General features: G+C 68.5%; 26 protein-coding genes and 1 pseudogene. 12 read left to right on the forward strand and 15 right to left on the reverse strand.

Annotated elements, in window-relative coordinates; genetic code table 11:
- Positions 1-188 precede the first annotated feature (188 nt).
- Positions 189-479 carry a DUF8691 family protein gene (locus QRX50_RS50605; RefSeq protein ID WP_491700793.1) on the forward strand — a complete coding sequence of 97 codons (291 nt, stop codon included), beginning with the start codon at positions 189-191 and terminating at the stop codon, positions 477-479.
- A gap of 37 nt (positions 480-516) precedes the next feature.
- Here the strand turns inward: QRX50_RS50605 and QRX50_RS28995 are convergent, their stop codons facing one another.
- The 5 genes from QRX50_RS28995 to QRX50_RS29015 all read right to left on the reverse strand — a co-directional run bounded on the left by QRX50_RS28995 (position 517) and on the right by QRX50_RS29015 (position 4648).
- Entirely contained in the window at positions 517-1071 is a 555-nt protein-coding gene (locus QRX50_RS28995) for a hemerythrin domain-containing protein (protein WP_285966313.1), read from the reverse strand.
- 85 nt (positions 1072-1156) lie between these two features.
- Complete coding sequence (locus QRX50_RS29000; RefSeq protein WP_285966314.1) at positions 1157-1642, reverse strand: DUF4383 domain-containing protein; 486 nt, start codon at positions 1640-1642, stop codon at positions 1157-1159.
- Between the two features lie 53 nt (positions 1643-1695).
- Positions 1696-2421 carry a hypothetical protein gene (locus QRX50_RS29005; RefSeq protein WP_285966315.1) on the reverse strand — a complete coding sequence of 242 codons (726 nt, stop codon included), beginning with the start codon at positions 2419-2421 and terminating at the stop codon, positions 1696-1698.
- A 152-nt stretch (positions 2422-2573) separates the two neighbouring features.
- On the reverse strand, positions 2574-3404 hold the full coding sequence (locus tag QRX50_RS29010) for a mechanosensitive ion channel family protein (RefSeq protein ID WP_285966316.1): 831 nt from the start codon (positions 3402-3404) through the stop codon (positions 2574-2576).
- Positions 3405-3985: 581 nt separating this feature from the next.
- Positions 3986-4648 (reverse strand): protein kinase domain-containing protein, encoded by a 663-nt coding sequence (locus QRX50_RS29015; RefSeq protein ID WP_285974592.1) that lies wholly within the window; start codon positions 4646-4648, stop codon positions 3986-3988.
- On the opposite strand from QRX50_RS29015, the gene QRX50_RS29020 reads away from it, so the two are divergent.
- Together QRX50_RS29020 and QRX50_RS49775 are read left to right on the forward strand one after the other, a co-directional pair.
- A complete protein-coding gene (locus tag QRX50_RS29020; protein ID WP_285974780.1) occupies positions 4544-4933 on the forward strand; it encodes a hypothetical protein in 390 nt (129 codons plus the stop codon). The two genes, QRX50_RS29015 and QRX50_RS29020, sit on opposite strands and share 105 nt — an antisense overlap.
- Positions 4934-5088: 155 nt before the next feature.
- Positions 5089-5211: pseudogene (locus QRX50_RS49775) on the forward strand (hypothetical protein); the annotation flags it as partial.
- Here QRX50_RS49775 and QRX50_RS49780 read toward each other — a convergent pair.
- The gene (locus tag QRX50_RS49780) at positions 5173-6297 is read right to left on the reverse strand and encodes an iron-containing redox enzyme family protein (RefSeq protein WP_353074004.1); all 1125 of its coding nucleotides are present in this window, start codon (positions 6295-6297) and stop codon (positions 5173-5175) included. The pseudogene QRX50_RS49775 and the gene QRX50_RS49780 sit on opposite strands and share 39 nt — an antisense overlap.
- A gap of 61 nt (positions 6298-6358) precedes the next feature.
- Positions 6359-6481, reverse strand: a complete 123-nt coding sequence (locus QRX50_RS29035; RefSeq protein WP_285966317.1) for a hypothetical protein — start codon at positions 6479-6481, stop codon at positions 6359-6361.
- A gap of 375 nt (positions 6482-6856) precedes the next feature.
- Here QRX50_RS29035 and QRX50_RS29040 point away from each other — a divergent pair, with 375 nt between their 5' ends.
- A complete protein-coding gene (locus tag QRX50_RS29040) occupies positions 6857-6979 on the forward strand; it encodes a hypothetical protein (RefSeq protein ID WP_285966318.1) in 123 nt (40 codons plus the stop codon).
- On the opposite strand, the gene QRX50_RS29045 is transcribed toward QRX50_RS29040, so the two are convergent.
- From QRX50_RS29045 to QRX50_RS29055, 3 genes are all read right to left on the reverse strand, one after another.
- A complete protein-coding gene (locus QRX50_RS29045) occupies positions 6976-7113 on the reverse strand; it encodes a hypothetical protein (protein ID WP_285966319.1) in 138 nt (45 codons plus the stop codon). The two genes, QRX50_RS29040 and QRX50_RS29045, sit on opposite strands and share 4 nt — an antisense overlap.
- Before the next feature lie 502 nt (positions 7114-7615).
- Entirely contained in the window at positions 7616-7972 is a 357-nt protein-coding gene (locus tag QRX50_RS29050) for an ATP-binding protein (RefSeq protein WP_285966320.1), read from the reverse strand.
- A gap of 186 nt (positions 7973-8158) precedes the next feature.
- Complete coding sequence (locus tag QRX50_RS29055) at positions 8159-8533, reverse strand: STAS domain-containing protein (protein WP_285966321.1); 375 nt, start codon at positions 8531-8533, stop codon at positions 8159-8161.
- 314 nt (positions 8534-8847) lie between these two features.
- Here QRX50_RS29055 and QRX50_RS29060 point away from each other — a divergent pair, with 314 nt between their 5' ends.
- Together QRX50_RS29060 and QRX50_RS29065 are read left to right on the forward strand one after the other, a co-directional pair.
- Positions 8848-9084 carry a hypothetical protein gene (locus QRX50_RS29060; protein WP_285966322.1) on the forward strand — a complete coding sequence of 79 codons (237 nt, stop codon included), beginning with the start codon at positions 8848-8850 and terminating at the stop codon, positions 9082-9084.
- 309 nt (positions 9085-9393) lie between these two features.
- Entirely contained in the window at positions 9394-9687 is a 294-nt protein-coding gene (locus QRX50_RS29065; protein ID WP_285974594.1) for a DUF2382 domain-containing protein, read from the forward strand.
- 465 nt (positions 9688-10152) lie between these two features.
- Here QRX50_RS29065 and QRX50_RS29070 read toward each other — a convergent pair whose 3' ends face one another.
- On the reverse strand, positions 10153-11784 hold the full coding sequence (locus QRX50_RS29070; RefSeq protein ID WP_285966323.1) for an MFS transporter: 1632 nt from the start codon (positions 11782-11784) through the stop codon (positions 10153-10155).
- Between the two features lie 330 nt (positions 11785-12114).
- Between QRX50_RS29070 and QRX50_RS29075 the strand changes: the two genes are divergently transcribed.
- Complete coding sequence (locus QRX50_RS29075) at positions 12115-12447, forward strand: DUF2252 family protein (protein WP_285966324.1); 333 nt, start codon at positions 12115-12117, stop codon at positions 12445-12447.
- 110 nt (positions 12448-12557) lie between these two features.
- Positions 12558-13469 (forward strand): TIGR03557 family F420-dependent LLM class oxidoreductase, encoded by a 912-nt coding sequence (locus QRX50_RS29080; protein WP_285966325.1) that lies wholly within the window; start codon positions 12558-12560, stop codon positions 13467-13469.
- A 223-nt stretch (positions 13470-13692) separates the two neighbouring features.
- On the opposite strand, the gene QRX50_RS29085 is transcribed toward QRX50_RS29080, so the two are convergent.
- The gene (locus tag QRX50_RS29085; RefSeq protein ID WP_285966326.1) at positions 13693-14076 is read right to left on the reverse strand and encodes a VOC family protein; all 384 of its coding nucleotides are present in this window, start codon (positions 14074-14076) and stop codon (positions 13693-13695) included.
- Positions 14077-14568: 492 nt separating this feature from the next.
- Here QRX50_RS29085 and QRX50_RS29090 point away from each other — a divergent pair, with 492 nt between their 5' ends.
- On the forward strand, positions 14569-15003 hold the full coding sequence (locus QRX50_RS29090) for an STAS domain-containing protein (protein WP_285966327.1): 435 nt from the start codon (positions 14569-14571) through the stop codon (positions 15001-15003).
- Positions 15004-15167: 164 nt separating this feature from the next.
- Entirely contained in the window at positions 15168-16217 is a 1050-nt protein-coding gene (locus QRX50_RS29095) for an NAD-dependent epimerase/dehydratase family protein (protein WP_285966328.1), read from the forward strand.
- Positions 16218-16342: 125 nt separating this feature from the next.
- On the opposite strand, the gene QRX50_RS29100 is transcribed toward QRX50_RS29095, so the two are convergent.
- Positions 16343-16858, reverse strand: coding sequence for a DUF4383 domain-containing protein (locus QRX50_RS29100; protein ID WP_285966329.1), 516 nt, complete (start codon positions 16856-16858; stop codon positions 16343-16345).
- 168 nt (positions 16859-17026) lie between these two features.
- Positions 17027-17269, reverse strand: a complete 243-nt coding sequence (locus tag QRX50_RS29105; RefSeq protein WP_285966330.1) for an acyl carrier protein — start codon at positions 17267-17269, stop codon at positions 17027-17029.
- A gap of 493 nt (positions 17270-17762) precedes the next feature.
- Between QRX50_RS29105 and QRX50_RS29110 the strand changes: the two genes are divergently transcribed.
- Positions 17763-17951 (forward strand): hypothetical protein, encoded by a 189-nt coding sequence (locus QRX50_RS29110; protein WP_285966331.1) that lies wholly within the window; start codon positions 17763-17765, stop codon positions 17949-17951.
- A gap of 13 nt (positions 17952-17964) precedes the next feature.
- Here the strand turns inward: QRX50_RS29110 and QRX50_RS29115 are convergent, their stop codons facing one another.
- A complete protein-coding gene (locus QRX50_RS29115; RefSeq protein ID WP_285966332.1) occupies positions 17965-18141 on the reverse strand; it encodes a hypothetical protein in 177 nt (58 codons plus the stop codon).
- Positions 18142-18215: 74 nt separating this feature from the next.
- On the opposite strand from QRX50_RS29115, the gene QRX50_RS29120 reads away from it, so the two are divergent.
- Positions 18216-18701 (forward strand): DUF6098 family protein, encoded by a 486-nt coding sequence (locus tag QRX50_RS29120; protein WP_285966333.1) that lies wholly within the window; start codon positions 18216-18218, stop codon positions 18699-18701.
- The last annotated feature ends 417 nt before the right edge of the window (positions 18702-19118 follow it).

Below are 19118 nucleotides of genomic sequence, written 5' to 3' on the forward strand. Positions count from 1 at the left end.
GCGTCTGGGGACACGGTGGCGGGGAACTTGACGGCGCGCTGAGCGTCAAGCAGGCGCACGCCCCCGCGCCCGAACACGAACTCATCAGGCACGGCCGAGGACGCGCGCGGCCGCGGGCGCGACCGTGGCGGCGAGAGGCTGGCGGCGAGAGGCTAGACGGGAGGCGTCGCGTGTCGCAGACCACCTACGTGTTCCGAGTCTCCGGCTACCTGTCCGACCGAGCCGCCCACACCGTCCTCGACTTCGGCGAGCTGGAAGTCGCGACCGCCCCATCCGAGACGATCATCTACTGCCACCTCACCAACGAAGAGCGTTTGCACGGTGCTGACCCTGTTCCGCCTCCGGGGCCTGGACGTGGTTTCGATGCACCAGGGCCCGTGATTTTCAGGTTGCTCCTGATACTCATCCACCTCCTGGGCGCTCCTGGGGTGCCGGGTCCATCCTGGGTTCTTCCTCGAACTCCTCCGGGCCGGCAATGACGTCGTCGTCGTGCGGTTCTTCGTGTAGCACCGCCGCTCACTTTCTGAGTGCGGCGCGGATGGCGTCGCGTGCCCGGTCGATGATCGCGGCGGGTGGTCCCAGCAGGAGGTTGGCTTTCGCGCTCTCCGTACCGGGGTGCGGCCGGGTCGGGGCCACAGCCTCGGCGAGCCGCACGGTCGCCGCCATCGCCCGCAGCCGCTCCGGAGGCCGGTGGGCACGCAGCATCGGGAACTCCTCGCGTTCTTCGTGTTCGGCGTGCGCCAACACGTCGTCTCGGAGCTGGACCAGCAGGGTGTCGAATCCGTCGGCGTCCGGACCCATCTTTTCCAGGGTGGTCAGCAGTTCCTTGGCGCGGTGCTCCTCACCCAGCCGTGCCTCGACCACGGACTCGGCCGCTGGTTCGAGGTCGCGGATCTCCGGGTGCACCACTTCTTCCTCCGCTGTCTCGTGCGCCGCCAGGAGCCGTACGAGGCGGCGGAACACTTTCCGCCGCTGGCCGTCCTCCGCCGTCTGCAGCTGGGTGAACAGCTCGCGGATCTCCCGGTGCTGCCGCTGCAGCAGCTCGATGACGTCCTCGTTGTTCTCCACCACGAAAATCTTCTCCTTGTCAGTTGAACGCTTCCCCTGCGCGCCGGTCACTACCGCCGCCACCCAGGAACCAAGCGTTGTGTGGTTGCTAGCCGGCGCCGGGCCCCCCGGTGGCGGTTGGCGTGGCGGCGTCGCGTGCTTCGTGGCCGGTGAGCAGGCCGAGGGCGATCATGCCGATGCCGAGACCGAGGTGGAGCCAGTTGTCCGCGTTGTTGAACGGGACGAAGTTGGCGTCGCTGCCGTGGTCGATGAGCAGACCGTAGAGCCACAGCACGAGGTACACGACTCCTCCGACGAGCAGGTACAGCCGGGCCGCGCGTGAGGTGCGGGCGCAGGCCAGGCCGACGACGCCGAAGAGCAGGTGCACGATGTTGTGCAGGGTGGAGACCATGAACACGCCGAAGAGCATGGCCATCGATCCGTGGCCGGCGAAGCCCATCTGGTCGTAGTCGGTCGTGACGCCGGGGATGAATCCGAGGATGCCGACCAGTAGGAAAACGCCGGCGACGATGCCGGCGGCCAGCTGGGCGGACGAGCGTCCGGTGGAAGTGGGTGAAGGTGTGCGTGTCGACATGACTTTCTCCTCCTTGTCAGGAATCTGCTTCGAACGGGGCCGGCGGCGCGGGACTACTGCTGGAAGCCGATCCGGTCGATCTTGCGGTGGTAGCGCATCCCGGCCAGTCCGCCGAGGATGGCCCCGATGAGCGCGGCGGCCAGGGCGACGAGCGTGGTGATGATGCCGACGACGGTCAGGGTGCCTTCGTCGATCGGGAGTCGGGGCAGTCCGTTGAGGCGGGCCAGGATGTTGAACTGGCTGCCGCCGACCGCGGCCATGATCGCGACGATGACCGCGATGACGATCGACCACACCCACACGGCGATGCCTTGCTTGACCCCGTTGAAGCGGGCCATTCGTCCGGCGACGTACCCGCCGCAGTAGTGGCCGATCAGGAGGACGACCAGCACCACGATCGCGGAGACGACGGTGGCGGTCTGCACGACGGCGGGATTTTGCGCGGCTTGGTTGGCCGCTTGCTCTGCGTCGGCGGGGTTGGTGGCCAGGCCGAACGCGGTCCCGGCCGCGGCGGCGAGCGCGGTCAGGATCAGTGCGGTGCCGGTGGCGGTGAGCCATCCGAAGAACGCGGCGCCCCACTTGATCCCACCGAAGCGGTCCCGCTGCCGCTCCACCACCTCCCCGCGACCCGGGCCTTCCTCCTGCCGTGCCACGGGCGGCGGCGAGTCTGCGACGGACGGTGTGTTCTGCGGGGATGACGTGACCTGCGCGGTGTTGGCGGGTGGCGCAACGCCGGGGTCGAGGCGCCCGTGGCGGGCGCCCTCGGGGTTCATGCTCATGGTGATCTCCTTCGGTGCGTTGTCGTTCCCGCAATGAGGCGACCTTGCGGGTGGAGCCATGGCCGCAGCCATGCTCGCTTCGCGGATGCGGTGCTGTGGATCAGCGGGCAGGACACTCCGGTCGCGTCTCAGTGGCGCCGATCCACGAGGTGTCACGGCCGGTACGCCCGCCCGGTGGCGGGCGTGGGCGGTGACTGGGCGGGGGGTGCGCTCTGCTCCTGGCCGCTCATCTTCTGCTCGGCCTTGTGCTTGGTGTCGGCGGCGTCCTGGGCGGCGCGCTGTTTGCCGATCGCCAGGTCGGACTTGATGGTGTCGTTCTGCTCCTTGGCTTTCTCGTATCCGGAGTTGACCAGTTTCGCGGCGGCGTCGCGGCCGCCGATGCCGAAGGCCAGTGCCGCGGCCAGCGCTGCGGCGCCGACCAGGGCGACGTAGGTGATCGTGACGATCACCGGCGAGATGCCCAGCTGGGTGAGGATCATGAACACGGCGATGCCCATGATCATGGCCGGCACCAGGGTGCCAACGATCTTGCCCGTCGGCGTCTCGCCCATGGTGCGGTGCACCAGCCCGGCGACCGCGCCGGCGACTGCGGCCGCGACGATGAAGATCAGCAGCGCGGCGAGGACGTTGGGCAGGTAGCTCAGCACCTGGTTCATGAACCCGGTCAGCGCCGGAATTCCCAGCGTCCCGATGGCCGAGGAGATCACGAAGAACATGATCACCCAGAACACGACCATGCCGACGAGCTTGGAGGGGCTGCCCTGGGGAGAGAACTTCTCCACGTAGTTCGCGCCGCCGCCGGTCTTCAGCTTGTCGTCGACCTTCGCCTTCTTCAGGCCTTTGGTGATGGCCTTGTCCAGCAGTTTGGCGATGATGAAGCCGATCAGCAGCACGAGAAGCGCGCCGATCACCTGAGGCAGGTAGCCCACGAATGTGGTGAACGCGCTCTGCAGACTTTGCAGGATGTTGAAACCAGTATCCATTGATCTATCCCTTCGGAGAGCACTAGGGCTCATCGCTGATCGATGAAGAGGCTTGTTCAGAGGAAAATTTGTCTGGGGTCGCCAGGTCGACCATGATCGTGTTTGTGGTTTCCGGGCATCGGTGAATTCGCCGGGTTCGTGCAGTGGGTTGGTGGGCACCCGCGCGGTTCCGGGCTGGTCAGGGAGATACTCCGTCGTTCGTTGTCCGCATGTCCGAGAATCTTGGTGAGATGTCACAGGCTGGATGGCTCGTGCTGTGCGCTGCGCACGACGAGACCGGCCGGAGCTCGATTCGCGTCTTACGACCTGCGCATACCCGGATTATTCGGCACCAAACTCGCAGGGCCACAACGAACGGAGGACTGCGATTGACCGGATACCAACGTCATCGGCGAACTTATTTCGTGAACCGGTTCCAACGGGAATATGGGCAAGATCGAAGAAGGAAGTGTGTACCGCTCAACGTGTGTGCTAGCCGCAGGTCATTAACCAGGTTGCAGTGGTGGCGGCAGGAAATTACGGCGACAACGTGTCTCTCGTCTACACCGCCGGATAATCGGTGGCGAAAGCCAGGCCCGTCACTACGAGGAAGTAGCCGATTGACATAACTCTCCGGTTTTCGCTTCCTGGGTCGGAAAATCACGATACGGCCGGTCAGAAGATCGACAAGGTCGTGCCGGCGGGTCACCGTCAACACCGGCCTTTTCGGCATGAGCGAGACGTTCCTGCCCACCAGGGTCTGCAACCCCGGCGTCGACGACCTTCAGAGATCCGATGACAGCGACCTCGTCAAGGGCGCATCTCAGGTCGACGGGCGCGGTGCTAGGGGTGGACGTGGCCCTTGCCCTTGTTCTTGGGTTTCCCCTTGGCTTTGTCGGCTGGATTGGCAGCCTTGCTGTCTCGGTTGCCGTGAGGGCGCCAGGGCCGGGCAGTGAGGCCGGGCCTGGCGCTGCTGGTGGCGGTCCAGCGATCGCCGTTGCAGGTGACTTTGCGGGCGTCGCCGGCGAGGGCGCGGGGATGATCTGCACAGGCGTCGCCCGGACCGGCCGCCGACGGTTCACCGGTGATCTGCTCCGGTGCGAGGTAGCGGCCGTGCCGGTCACAAAACCGGTGCCAGTGATGTGAGTCGAGTCGAGTTCGTGGGCGATGCCGAAATCGCCGATCAGCGGGCCGTCGGGGCCGAGCAGGATGTTGGCGGGCTTGAGGTCCCGGTGCACGACGCGCCGGTTGTGCAGGTGTGCCAGCGACTCGGTGAGGCGGACCCCCAGCTCGGACACTTCTGCGGCCGGCAAGGGCCCGGCGAGCAGGCGATCCCGGTAGACCCGCGCGGTACCTCCGCTGCCGATCAGGTGCTCGACCTCGTAGCGTCCGACGGTCAAGGCCAGACGCTGGTCTGGATCATCCCAGGGCACAACGTCGCCACCGAGGGAGAACCGAGGAGCGGTGACGCCGTCGCTCGCTCGTCCGTCATCGGCAGCCACCCCATGTTGTCGGCGACCCACCAAGTATCCAGCGGCACAGTCCGCTGAACGAGAATCAGGGAAGTGGTGCCACCAGTGCCTGGAGCGAGTGATCGGCGACCGGCTGTCCGGCGAGCCGGACTGGCTCGGGGCTGGGGTCGAACGCGAGGGACCGGGGCGGGACGGTCGGTGTGAGCGAGCCGCGGTCGGGGTATCCGGGACCGGTGAACGACGACGCCACGGAAGCCGCGACCATCACCCCGTACGAAAACGGGCCGTTGCTGGTCCGCGGTCCCTTCGAACTCCGCTCACCGGACGGCGAGCTCATCGACCCCGGCCGAAGCACCGTCGCGCTGTGCCGATGCGGACTCTCGGCGGTCAAACCGTTCTGCGACGGCACCCACAAGATCCGCGGCTTCCGCGCGCCCGCCGGCGGGCGCTGACCCCGACGCCGGGCGCAGGGACGAGCGGTCCTGGTCCCACCGCGTGAGCAGCATCCGGCCGAACTCCGCCTCCATCGCCAGCGCGCAGGCCGCGCCGAAGAGGACGTCGCCTGCGGCCGCCGGGTTCTCGCGGGCGTACGTGCCACACAGGTCGTGGGCGGCGATCTGTTCGTGCACGGCGTCGGCCTCGACGTGCTCGTCGTAGAACCGCGTCGCGGCCGCGTCCCGGCCCAGGCGCCGCAATCCGTTGCCGTAGCGGCGGTTCGGCAACGATGAGGTCATCTCGAATGCCGCCAGGTGCCCGAGCGCCGCGCCCAGCCAGCGGCGGTGAAACCCGAACAGGGACATGAGGTTGCTGACCGCCAGCGTCACCGCCGGGACGCGGTCGACGTAGTGGCCGTAGCCGTCGTCCAGCCCCAGCGAGCGCATGGTGACCCGGAAGAGCTCTGAGTGCATCCGGGCGAGCCGGCCCTGCCCGTACTCGTCGGCCTGGATCTCGACCAGTGCTGCCTTGGTAGCTCCGGAGAGCCGGGGAATGGCCCAGCTGTGGGGATCGGCCTCCTTGAGGTGGTAGACCGAGCGCTGCGCCACGAACTCCCGGAACTGCTCCTCGGAAGCGCGCCGCTGCAGGAACTTCGCCACGGGCGGCCCTTCGTCCGCCCGCACGAGGTCGGCCAACGCCTGCGGCACCGCGTCCGGCCGTACCGGAGCCGGAGGGACGAGCTCGTGCAACCCGGCCACCCATCTTCGTTCGAGCTGCCGTCGCATACCCGTGACGAAGGGAGCGTGCTCCCAGGCGGCATCGACCTCGTCGAAGCCGCGATAGCTCAGCTCATAACAGATCCACAGCGTGAGCTGCAGGTCTTCGTCGTGGCACACCGGCACGTCGGCGCCAGCCGGTACCGCTATGGCCTCCGTGTCGTCCGGCTCGGCCAGGAGACGGGTGATGACCGCGGAACTCGACGGACCGCGAGGACTGGGCAGACGCATGAAATCTCCTGATACAGAAGGAAAATATGGCTCGCCGGCCATTGTGGCCGGTGGGGGATCGTCAGCGGTGCCCAAGGCTCTTGCGCTTGACGAAGCCGATCGCCGCGAACGCGACGAACAGCACGACGCCCAGGATCAGGAGCCAGACCAGACCCTGCACTGCGATGCCGATCAGAACGCACACGAGCCACACCACGAGCAGATTCCGAACAGAGCGACCATCGAGCGATCTCCTGACGTCGTCGCCTCCACCAGTGGAGGCAGCAGCTCCGGGTACCCGCGAGCTCAGGCAGGGAAACCGCGCGCGGCGAGGGGAAGATCACGGGCTCGACGGGACAACTAGCTCGCAGACAACGGGTGTCCATGTCGGGGCCGGCGAAGAGGGGGACCCGCTAGGTGGACCCGGTCGGGGAGCCGACACGCTGACCGTCGATCAGACGCCGATACGCAGGCTGAGCGGCTCAGCTCCGCCCTAGCGGCGTGCATAAGCGGAAGACGACCACCTTTCGGTTGTCGCCCTCCATCGTCCCTGGCTTTGTTTCTGGCCGGTCGGAGGCGGATGACCGCCGCGTTGCGGAATCTGAAGGGCAAACTGCTGCCGAGGTCGTTCACCACCCGGGCGTTCGTAGTGCGCGCCGCGGCCGAGCGCATCAGCTCGTACTTCGTGCGCGTCTTCGCCTAAGTCAGGGCGGTGAACCCGGTCCCGCGGACGTGGTCGACGAGCCGGTCACCGCCTCGCCATTCCGCTGTGACCCAGTCACCGCTGGTCGTGTGGCGGGTGATGTCCCATGCCGGGTCGGTAGCCAGCTGATCCACGGCCCGCGACGGTTCCCCTGTGTGGCGCGCTCGGCCGTCGGGCAGATGCGGTTCTCGGTGCCCATCGGATTCCTTCACTGACCCGAACTCACCGACGCTGGCGACCGAGTACCTCGGCACTTCATCAGCAGCGGTGGCGACGCGAACCCGACAACCGTGTACGGCCCAACCTCGGACAACCCGCACATGATGTTCCAGAACGACCAACGGCGGCTACATCTCGCGTCGAGATCACGCCACACCAGTGGCGGGCCGACTTCCGAGTGTCCGACACCGTCTTGAACGCGGACGCGCCGCTGTACACCGTCGCCACCTTCGTCACCGACGATGGCAAGCCCGGCGCTCGGGGGCTGTAATACCGGCTGATCATCGCAACCCCCGAACCGGCGTGGTCATCACGGTCGAGCCGGCGACGTTCACAGAGAGGCGCCGGCTGTGGCTGGTGCGCCGAGTCCCCAGCCCCGGCTCGCCGGCCTGCGGAAAGACCGGTCGGCTGCTCGGGTCAGCTCGTGTCGAGAGTCTCGGGCAGTGTCAGGTACCAGGTCATGGTCACGGTGGTGCCCACGTCGGTGGGGGCGAGGATGGTGTGGTCGGCGAGAGCGCGGATGAGGGTGAGGCCTCGTCCGCGCAGCTGGCCGGGGTCTGTGGTGGGTGGTTGCCAGCGGCCGTGGTCGGTGACCGTGATCCGGATCAGGTCATCCTGGTGGTGGGCATGCAACTCGACGGTGCCGGCGACGCCGGCGGAGTAGGCGTGGCTCGCCGTGTTGATCAGCGCCTCGTAGGTGGCCAGCTCGACGTCGTGGGCGAGAACCCCCGTCAGGCCGTGGGCGCTGATCCAGTCAGCCAGGGCATTCCGCATGAGAGTCACGTCGTCGGTGAAAGCGGGTCGGCGCGTCCACAACTCGGAGTTCTCTGCCGTGGCACGGTTGCCGGTCGGAGACATGGACACCACCTCACGCGGTCGTGATCGGGCCAGTGGGGCCCTGCCTGCGGCATACCCGCGCCCGGCCCAGGTACACACCCGCCCTGTGTCGCGCCGAGCTGATCAGGCTTGGTCAGCGGCCAGCGCCTCGGCCGCTGACGAATACAGGGCGAACCGCTGGTCGAGGCCGACCAACCGCAGGGTGCGGTCCAGGTAGCGCTCGACCGCCAGGCGCAGACTTGTGCGCTCGCCGGCAGCTTGGCGTCCCTCGGACAGGGCCGCGAGCGCCATCGAGGCGAAGAAGTCGACCGCAGTCAGGTCGATCACCAGCACGTCGGGAGCGGTCTTCAGTGCCTCGTGGATCGCGGCCTGAAGCTGGGGCGTGGTGAGCGCGTCGAATTCGCCGCGTGCGGTGAGCACCACAGCGGAACCCTCGCGGCGCAGGCTGACGCTCGTCTCGCCCGCGCCTGGCGCGGGGTGGGGAACGGATGCCTGCATGACCCGATCGTCTCGCACCTGCCGCTACGGCGCACCACCTGTCGGGACTCGGGATGTTCACCCTCGTGTCGGGCATGGATCAGCCTGGGCTGGTGCGGTCTTTGTGTCGTGAGTGTTCGCGGCAGGGCTGCCGCCCTCGCCATTGTTTTCCGCTGTTACAACCCGTTTCGTCCCTCTGGGCGCGTCCGGTACCGCCCGGCGGTGCGGCCACCACCGGACATCCACCGCGTGAGCCCGACGGTTCGAGGTGTCGAGTGACGGAATCCGGGTAGTCGAGATTTGAGGCCATCGGAAACGAAACCCGAGGAGGAATCGTGGCCAGCAGCGAAACCGATCAGGTCACAGGTACGCAGGACAAGGATTACAACATCATCTGGTTCGTAGAGGCGTGCCTGAGCAACGCCTTGCGGATGGAATCCTATATCGCCGACGCCGACCGCACGGGCGACCGCGAGTTGGCCGCCTTCTTCCGCCGTGCACAGGAGGAAAGTCGGAAAGGTGCGGAGCAGGGCAAGAAGCTGCTCGCCCAGCGGCTCGGTGCCGTGAGCTGACCGAGCACCTCTCGCACGGTGTCCGCTGATCAGCGGACACCGGGTCCCGTTCGGCCACTTGCCGGTCGCCAGATCGGCCGCGACCGTGCCGGACTGTTCCCGGGCGGCGAGACCCCCAGCTGGGTGCGGTCATGAACACGGCGATCCCCTGATCATGGCCGGCACGAGGGTCCGGACGACCCTCCCCGTCGGGGTGTCGCCCATGGTGCGGTGCACCAGCCCGCCGATCGCTCCGGCGACCGCGGTGGCGATGAGGAAGACGCTGGCGCCGCTCTCGACGGCCCGGCCATTTCCGAGGAAGAGCACGAGATGGCCCTGCACGGCGAGCGGCCGGTCGTGGAGACCGAGGCCGTGCCGGTCGAACGGGTGCGACTGGCGAAGGAAGAGGTCACCGAGACCGAGACGGCCACCGGCGAACTGGCCTACCACTTGCACCGGCGCGGCGCATCGTGCTCACCCCGGCCGCCCTGGCTGTCTGCGCTGTTACCGCAGGCCAGAACCCCGTGTCCCCGCCCCGATCTTGCCCGCCACCCCGGACGAGCAGCTGCGCCTGATGGGTCCACCACCGCACCCCCACTCCGCCGCCAAGCGGGGATCACGTGACAAGATCAAAGTGGGCCTGCGCTGTAGGTCCGGGCCTCGGCGTTCGCGTGGTAGTCCGCGGTCCCTTCTGCTGCCTCCGGCGCTTCTTCAGCCGTTGTGCGAGCGCGACCGCGAACACGGTCAGCCGCACTCACATGCTGACGCAGCTCACCACCATCCCGACCAGCCGGACGAAGGCCTCCCATCCGCTCTTCCAGTGCCCGGTCGCGACCATCGACCGCTGCGATGACTCCTCCTCGCGCGCCGAGAACCCACCGGTTCGCGCGCACCCTGGGCATCGACACTCGGGAGTGCGGATCGATGTGGTGTAGGAGTCCGCGCGGATGGTGGGGCCGGGTTCGTGCCACCACTACTCGCTTCGGGTTCGGCGTCGTCGGCGGGCATCGCGCCGGCCTCGACAGCGGCCAGGAGGACGAAGTCGGCGTGCCCGGGGCCGGTGACGGCCCTCTGCTTGAAGAGTTTGCGCTACCCGGGCGGAGGGGTCGGTTTCGGGCGAGCACCGGGCTGTTCCCTGGGGATGCCGCCGGTGGCGACGAGTGCCAGCAGCGTGAGCATCGCCAGTACCGCCAGCGCCGACCGCAGCCCCGCGATGCGGCTCTGGGCGTTGGTCGCCACGACCGCGTCGGCCGTCGCCGGAGGGACGTCCGCGTTGTCCAGGGTGACTCTCAACTGGTTGTCGGACAGGATTGGAACCCCGCTGGAGAGCTGTGTCTGCGCTTGTGACGCGAGATCGGCAGGCACGTCCGGGTTGTCCTGAATGCCGGCGAAGAAGGACGCGGTCAGAGCGGAGATCACGACAGCGCCTGCCAGCGCGGTGCCGATCGACGCGCCGAGCTGGGTTCCGGTGTTCTGCAGGCCGCCCACCTGGCCGCTCATCTCGTCGGGCACGGACGACACCGTGACGCTGCCCAGCTGTGACGCGAGCGCGCCCAGGCCCGCACCGGTGAGCAGCAGCGGCCAGGTGATGATCTTGGGCCCGGCACTGACGTCGAGCAGCACGACCAGGAGCACGATGCCCGCGAAGACGGCCACGAACCCGAGTCTGACGACCCGCCGCGGCGAGGCGTCGGGCCGCAGCTTCGGGATGCCTACCGCGAACAGCAGCAGCATCAGCGACAGGGGCAGCAGCCGGATTCCGGTCTCCACCGCCGACAGCCCGAGCGCGACGGACAGGAACAGCGGGATGGTGAAGAAGACGCCGGCCTGCACGAGGAACATGAACAGGAACGAGCCGACACCGCTGCGCAGCTGGCGGACACGCAGCAGGGCCGGGTCGACGAGCCCGCTCTCGTGCCGCGTGACACGCCGCTTCTCCCACGCGAGGAAGGCGGCGGACATCACGCCGCCCGCGAGCACAAGCCAGATCCCCGGCGAAAGTCCGAGCCACGTCGGGGCGCCGGGCTTCGGCTGGACGAAACCCCAGCTGCCGGAGACCAGGACACCGAGCACGATCATCCCGAGCCCCAGCGCGGACATCGCGGTGCCGCCGAGGTCGAGCCGGGTCCCTTCTTCGGCCGGCGTGTCGTTGACGCGCCTGACCAGGACCAGGATCACCAGCACGATCAGCACCTCGCCGGCGAAGACCCAGCGCCACGACGCGTAGGTCGTGAACGCGCCGCCGATCACCGGGCCCAATGCGGCGGCGATGGCGCCCGCTGCCGCGACCAGTCCGTAGGCTCTGGGACGCTCGGGTTTGCCGAAGTTCGATGCCACGAGCGCCACGATCGCCGGCATGATGAGCACCGCTCCCAGGCCTTCCAGGAACGACCAGCCGATGATGAGCACGACGAGGTTCGGCGCCAAGGCCGTGGTCAGTGACCCGCATGCGTACACCACGCAGCCGATCGAGAACGCGCGCTTGCGGCCGAGCATCTCGCCCAGCTTCCCGCCGGTGATCATGAGCGAGGCCATCACCAGCGTGTAGAGCGTGATCGCCGTCTGGATGCCGGTGACGGTCGTGCCCAGGTCCTTGGCGACGGTCGCGATCGCGGTGTTCATCACGGTGGTGTCCAGGGCCATGACGAACTGCCCTGTCGCCAGGGTGAGCAGAACAGACTTGCCGGCTCGGGACTCTCGCCTGGTCTTCGTCTTGGCCAACGCACTGCCTCCTCGTGCGGCCGACGTCGGTGTCGGGCAGAGTGCGCACGTCGCCGAGGTCGTTCTCGCCGCCGCAAGCACGGATCGCGAACGCGCACCGGCCACGATCCAGTGCCGGCCAATCGCGACGACGCCTTTCCAAGGCCACCGGCTCGACCGCCGGAGCGGCCCCCACGATGGCGGCCTCCGGTCGCCGGTTGCACCACCTGGAGAGGATGAGAAGCCGTACCACGCGCGATCACGCTTTTCACCGACGACTGCTCGGCACCGCGTTCTCCCGTCGCGGGCCGAGGCCCGGACTGCGCGATCGGCCGGCTGCGCCCCAAGGGCTTGACGATCTACGCCCAGCTGTGCGGGTGGCCTCTGGCCCGGGCGCACACCGGCACCGGTGACCGCGTCGCGCTGGCCGCCTACCTCGGCGGCTCCGCCAAGTTCGCCCAGGCGATCGCCGAGTTCGCCGACGCCTACGCTGACCAGAACGAACGCGACTACGCCGCAGTCCAAGACGCCGCCAAGGGCGGCATAGGTGAAGCACCGCCGAGATCGAGTCGTCACATGCCGGGTTTCGGTGGTGCCGCCGCAAGTAGCCGGGTTGACAACCAACGACGGCGAGGTGGTAGCGATGACGATCGTGTGCTGGTGGAGGCCCTCTCGTACGACTGACCGCTCAGGCTGCTCGCACAGCGTGTGTCCGGGTGAGGAAGGGGTACCCGCCGGTCATGACATCGATCGGCTACTTCCTTTCCTGCGAGCAGTACGGCCCGCGAGAACTCGTGGCCCAGGCACGCGCGGCGGAACGCGCGGGGTTCGAGCGGTTGTGGATCTCGGATCATTTTCACCCGTGGCACGACCGGCAGGGCCAGAGTCCGTTCGTTTGGTCGGTGATCGGGGCCTTGTCGGAAGCGGTGTCGCTACCGGTGACCACCGCCGTGACGTGTCCGACCGTGCGAATCCACCCCGCGGTGATCGCGCAGGCCGCAGCGACCGCCGCCGTTCAGCTGGACGGCGGCTTCGTACTCGGCGTCGGGTCCGGGGAGGCCCTGAACGAACACATCCTCGGCGACCCGTGGCCGTCGGCGGGAGAGCGGCTGGCCATGCTCGAAGAGGCGGTCGGGGTCATCAGGCTGTTGCACTCGGCGGGCGCGCGCGGTGAGCAGGTGAGCTATCAGGGGACCTATTACCAGGTGCAGGAGGCGCGGATCTACACAGTGCCGGACGAGCCAGTGCCGATCTACGTGTCCGGGTTCGGGCCGCAAGCCACCCAGCTCGCCGGGCGGATCGGGGACGGCTATTGCACGGTGCTCCCGGATGCGGACCTGATCCGCACCTTCCGAGAGGCCGGCGGTGGCGACAAGCCGGTGCAGGCGGGGATGAAGGTCGCGTGGGGTCCGGACGCCGACGTGGCGCTCGACGAAGCGCATCGCCTGTGGGCCAATGACGTCCTGCCCGGCCAGCTGGGCCAGGTTTTGCCGAGGCCACAGGACTTCGAGGCTGCCACGAAGCTGGTGCCGCGCGACGACGTCCGTGAAGCGATCGTCTGCGGGGACGATCCGAAGGCGCACCTCGATCGGGTACGCCAGTATGTCGAGGCCGGGGCGGACGACGTCTACGTCCAGCAGATCGGTCCCGATCACGACGGGTTCTTCCGGGGCTGGGGGGAGCACGTGCTGCCGGAGTTCCGTTGACCTGGCGAGCGGTAAGGCACTCGGCGCCCAGGTCGGCGTCTTCCTGCGCTGTCACGCGTCCAGGGGCAGCCGCAGCGCGGACACGTTCCGCCCGGTGTGGAGCCGCGGAGCCGTGCGCACGGGAGATGGCGTGTGGCGGCCAATGTGCCATCCGGAGCAGGTGGATGCGGCGATCCCGGGGATCACCGTGACAGCGTATTTCTTTCGGTGCCGCGAAGCCTGTTCAGCTGCCTGAGGGAGCTTTGCTCAGGTCGACGACGCAGAAGCGGTTGCCGTCCGGGTCGGCGAGGACGACGAAGTCCGCTTCGGATGGATAGTTGTTCCAGTCGACCTGGTGTGCGCCCAGCTCGACCGGTCGCGAAATCTCGGCTAGCTGCTCCTCTGAAGTGTCGACCAGGAGGTCGAGATGCAGCCGAGGGTATTCCTCCACGGGCGATTCGCTGTACATAAGGCCGAGCGCATGGCCGGACCCGTCCGAGTGGTCGAGGGCGCGCCAGCGAGCACTTGCCCGTTCTCCGGTCTCCGTAAGGTTCAGGGCCGCCGTCCAGAACGTGACCGCACGCGGCAGGTCGGAAACACCGATAACCGGAAAACCCAGCCTGAGCACGAATTCGAGGCTACTGGCAGAACCCCTCTGCCGCATGCTCTCGGGGCGCTCCGCTCGCCGTGCGCTCGGCGCGTGCCCAGGGGTGCCTATAGACACCAGATGGGCTCGACCCGCGCGGAGGCGAACGCGCGGCACACAGTCGTCAAGGACGTGCCCGGTGCGCGACGAGTGCGGGTGAACCTCACGGGATCCCTGCTCTGCTGCTCCCCGCTTCGCAGGCGGAGGATCATTCGCCTCACCGTGGAATTGTTCGCCGGCCGGATGTGGCGGACCACCGTGGCCGGCGAGGTACCTCCAGAAAAGCCTTGTGCGCTGCGAGACGTCATCCTTACCGTGAGCGATGGTCTCGTCGCGGCCTCGAAGTCCTTTGTGGACCTACCCGGTGGCGTATCGGGCCCTTGTCGGCCGTCGCGGCACGGGTTATGGTGACCGGCAGCGGTCCAACAGCGGGCCGTGCCCGTGATCTCCTTGCGCACCGGCACGAGCTGACGCGTGGTCGTGATCTCGCCTTCAGCGTTGAAACCCGGTGGGCGAAGAAAGCAGGCCACCTTGACCACTATCCTCAATGGTTCCGCCGGACCCTTGTCGACCCGATCCATCGGCGTGGAACCACTCCGCCTCTCCGTCGAACGCCCGGATCGCGACCTCGTCATGGTCCGTGTGGCCGGTGATCTGGACGCGGTCTCGGCGCCAAGGCTCCGGGAGCTGCTTGACGCGCGGCTGCGCAGCGCCGTGCGCGCGGTGCTGCTCGACATTTCTGCGGTGACGTTCCTCGGCACAGCCGGGTTGCGCGCGTTGGAACGCGCTCACCTTTTGGCCAGCGAACTCGGTGTGCGCTTCACCGTGCACGCCGGCGAAGCCCGCCAGGTTCGGCGGGCGATGGGGCTGCTTCCGCTCGCGACACTGTCGGCGATCGACGAGGCCTGACCACCGGGCCGTCAGGCAACTGAAGTTGGCTGCGTCCCTGGCGACTCATGGGGACGCGAGGGCGCTTCCCGGTCTGGCAGAAGGACAATCTGACAGACCAGCGGTCGATGGAACTGCTGCACCGTGCCTAGTTACGACCATGCCCGGGCGGGTAACCGCGTGGCATGACTACTCAGCGGATCGTCGTCACCGGTGCGACCGGGAACATCGGGACCAGCGTGGTGGACGCCCTCGACGCGGACCCGACGGTCGGCACGATAGTCGGGCTAGGTCGCCGCCGGGCCGGCCCCGGTGCCACGAAGGCGGAGTTCGTCCAGGCCGATGTCGCGAGGGACGACCTGGTCCCCATCCTGCGTCAGGCCGATGCGGTGGTGCACCTGGCCTGGCTCTTCCAGCCCACGCGGCGGCCCGAGGTCACTTGGCGGGCCAACGTGCTCGGGTCCTTGCGGGTTTTCGACGCGGTGGCCGAGGCGGGCGTACCGAAGCTGGTGTATTCCTCGTCGGTCGGCGCCTACTCTCCGGCGGCCCATGATCGCCCGGTCGCCGAGGATTGGCCGACCCATGGCTGGCCGGGCGCGGCCTATCCGCGGGAAAAGGCCTACGTGGAGCGGTGCCTGGACAACTTCGAGCAACGACACCCGGACGTCCGCGTGGTGCGCGTGCGCCCCGGATTCGTCTTTCAGCGGGCGGCCGCGTCGGAGCAGCGGAGGCTGTTCGGCGGTCCGTTCGTGCCGGGCAGCCTGATGCGTCCGTCACTGGTGCCGGTTCTGCCGGGCATTCCCGGCTTGCGGATGCAGGTGGTGCACAGCATCGACCTCGCCGACGCGATCCGCCGCTGCGTGCTCCGCCCGGTCTCGGGATCGTTCAACGTTGCGACCGAGCCGGTGGTGGACATGCCGTTCCTCGCGGAGCAGCTGGGCGCGCGGCTGGTGCCCGTGCCGGCCGGGCTGGTCAAGCACGCTCTCGGCGCCGCGTGGCGGCTGCACCTCGTGCCGGCCACTCCCGGGCTGTTCGAGGCGGTGCTGCACCTGCCCGTGATGGACACTGGCCGGGCGCGTTCCGAACTGGACTGGCAGCCGCGCTACACCGCGGCGGAGACGGTGGCGGAGTTCCTGGCGGGGCTGCGCGCGGGAGCGGGCGCGGACACCGCGCCGCTGGCGCCGGACGGGCAGCGCGCTCACGAGCTGGCGACCGGCGTCGGTCGCCGGCCCTGAGCGGGCCGCCTTGACCGGCATCGGGGGCGGGGCTTCGGAACTAAGCCCAGAGTGCGCCGAACGTTTGCCCAGTGTGACCGAACCGGGACGGGTGCGATCCTTTGGTCACGCCTTCTTCGGACGGTCTACTTCGGGCCCGATCGTCGTTCGGCACTCGTGCCGGAGATCCGCGCGGCGGACTTCTCCCGCCGGGGTCGGCCGCGCATGCCGAGTGTAGCGACTACGGCGGTGACGACCATGGTGGCCAGGTGCAGGATCGCGGTGGCCCAATTGACGTTGAGCCGGTCGCCGGTGCCGAGCGTCAGAACGAGGATGCTGTAGGTGCTGACGCCGGCCAACCAGATGGTGGCGGCGAAGGAGAAGATCGCAGTCCCACTGCTGCTGCGGGCGGCGAGGAGTCCGAGCGCTCCGATGAGGATGCGCATGACGTTCAGCAGCGGGCCGACACTGAAGATCCACAGTGTGTACTGGGGCTGGTGACTGGTGAACGGACCGGAGCCGGTCGAACCGAAGTTGCCCGGCACGAAGATGCCGAGCACACCCAGCACGAGGTAGACGACGCCGACGACGAGCACGACCAGCCGTGGGGCTCCCGGGCCGGGGCGTGGCCGCCGGTCGGCAGAGGCGTCACGTTCGGGCATGTCGCGGGAGTCCGTTGCGCCTCGGTCTCGCCGTGATCCAGCCCTGCAGCGGCACTCCGGCTGCGGCCGGGCCGAAGCCCGGGCCGGCCGCCGGGCCGGGTCTGGGCCTCGGACGCTGGCTGGTGCGCCGGGAGGTGCCGGAGGCCGGCGCCTCCCGGCATGACTTCGTCAGGTAACCGCCGCACCCGATTGGGAGCTTCCCGAGAGTTCCTTGATGAACTCGTGGCACTGCTTCGCCCGGGCGGAGTCCTCTTCCATCACGCGGCGAAAGAAGTCGGCGATATCCTGACGCTCGGCGTTGTCGGCGTCGCGCACGTACTGGCCGTAATCGTGTCCGGCTTTCAACGAGTGGTACTGCACAGACACCAGGTCGTACGTGACGTCGTCGAAGCCGGTCTCTCCGGTAGCCATAAGCGGTTCCTCTCGAACATTACCGTGGTGACTGAAATACGGGCCGGTCTGGCGCCGCCCGTGCGCTCGTGGTTCCCGCGGCTCGCGCCGGTAAACGTCCGAGCAGGAGGTGGTTCCGGTGAACGGACGGCGACCAGAGCCGGAAGGGCCGACGAAGCTGTCCGCGGGTCCTGGTGGATGGTGCTCAGGTGGACGGTCAGGCAGTTCGGGAGGGACAACAGCACCGACCGGGCCGCGGCCCTCGCGTACTACGGGGTGCAGTCCAGCTTCCTTGGTCTGGTGGTGCTGATCGCGGTGCTCGTGAGCCTCGTGTTCGCGTTGCTCTGCTGGGCTGGGTTCAACGTGTGGCAGCCGAGTGTCCGATGGTTCACGCCGTGCGGGCTGGTCGCTGTCGCGCTGTGGGTGCCGGCGTCGCCGGGCTTCGCGCTCTACGTGGCCGACTTCCGTTCGTACACAAGACTACGGGCCGCTCACCTCGGCCATCGTGTTTCTGGTGTGGCTGTGGATCTCCACCATCGCTGTACCGCTCGGTCCCGAACTCGATGCCGAGCTGGCACGCGGCCGCCGGCTCGAAGCGGACGGCGGCCCCGGTGAAGGCGAGCCGTTCCTGCCGCCACGCGATACGAAGGCGACAGACGCGGGCCGAGGGGCCGCCGTGGTCGAAGCGACCGCACGGGAATGAGTGCGGTCGTCGATCACTCCCGCCGGCGTTCGCGTTGCTCGCCGATCACGCGCTGGCCGGCGTCCTCGGCGTCGTCGACGTCTTCGGGCGGTCGGCCCTCGCCGGGGTCGTACAGGGTGTCGTCGTCGGTGCGGCCGGGGTCGGGTGTGGTGGGCCGGGCGATATCGGGGTGTTCGGTTCCGTCGCGCATGTCGTTCCCGTACCCGGTCTGTGATCCGGCGAACCCCCTGGTTTGGGCGGGCCGCGGACGGGTAATGGGCGCGCATGACTGGCTGCGCACGCACCGGCACGCAGTTGCCCACGGTGAACGACCTCGCGGGCCTGGCCCGGTTGTTCGAGGCCGAGGGCGGCGATGACCTGTATGTTCGCTGGTCGCAGGGACCCGAGACCGACCTCGCGGAGGGGGAGCGGGCGCAGACGAGTCTGGACGGTCTTGCGGGGATCCAGTTGCCGGGGCTGTCGGCCAACCCGCTGCGGAGGGAGGCGTGGTGGCGGGACCGCTCGGTGCGGTTGTGGCTGGCGCGCCGGCTCTGCGACGACGAGCACCTGCGTGACCGGCGTGGCCCTGGCGTGCGGCCCTGTGTGTTGCGGGGCCGGGAGATCGCCCGCGGGCCCGACAACGAACCGCTGGTCGTCGCTGTCGAGCCGCTCGCCTGGGTCACCGAAACAGTTCTGCGCGAGGCTCGCCGCCTGGTCGACGAGCAGGGCTCGCGCGAGTGGGGGCCGATGGACCGGCGCGCCGGCCGCTGACCGGCTGCCGCGGCCCTCACCCGTGCCGGGTGACAGCGTCCTCGACCGAGGGATACCTGCGGCAAGTCCGACCTTGCGTGAGCCGAGGCAGTCGAACAGCACCACGCGGTCACGCCGTTCCGGCTCCCGGAGCAATGAGATGTCACCGGTCGTTGCCACGGCCGAAGCCGTGCGCGAGCAGCGCGGTCGGCTCAGCGCCGTGGCCGGCGACCCCCTTCGTTCCGGGATTGCTCGCACCGTCCACCACGTCGCCAGCGGAATTTGGCCAGTGGCCATGCGTTGGCGGTTGGAGACCGCCTGGTCTCGCACCCGGCCCTCTCCACGCCGGCCTCACCGACGTGGCCGGCACGAGGTGACGCCGAGCGGCGGTTCCAGCTGGGCCGTCCTCGGCAGGGGCTGCGCGACGCTCGTCGTGGG

Source organism: Amycolatopsis sp. 2-15 (assembly GCF_030285625.1).
GTDB classification, from domain to species: Bacteria; Actinomycetota; Actinomycetes; order Mycobacteriales; family Pseudonocardiaceae; genus Amycolatopsis; species Amycolatopsis carbonis.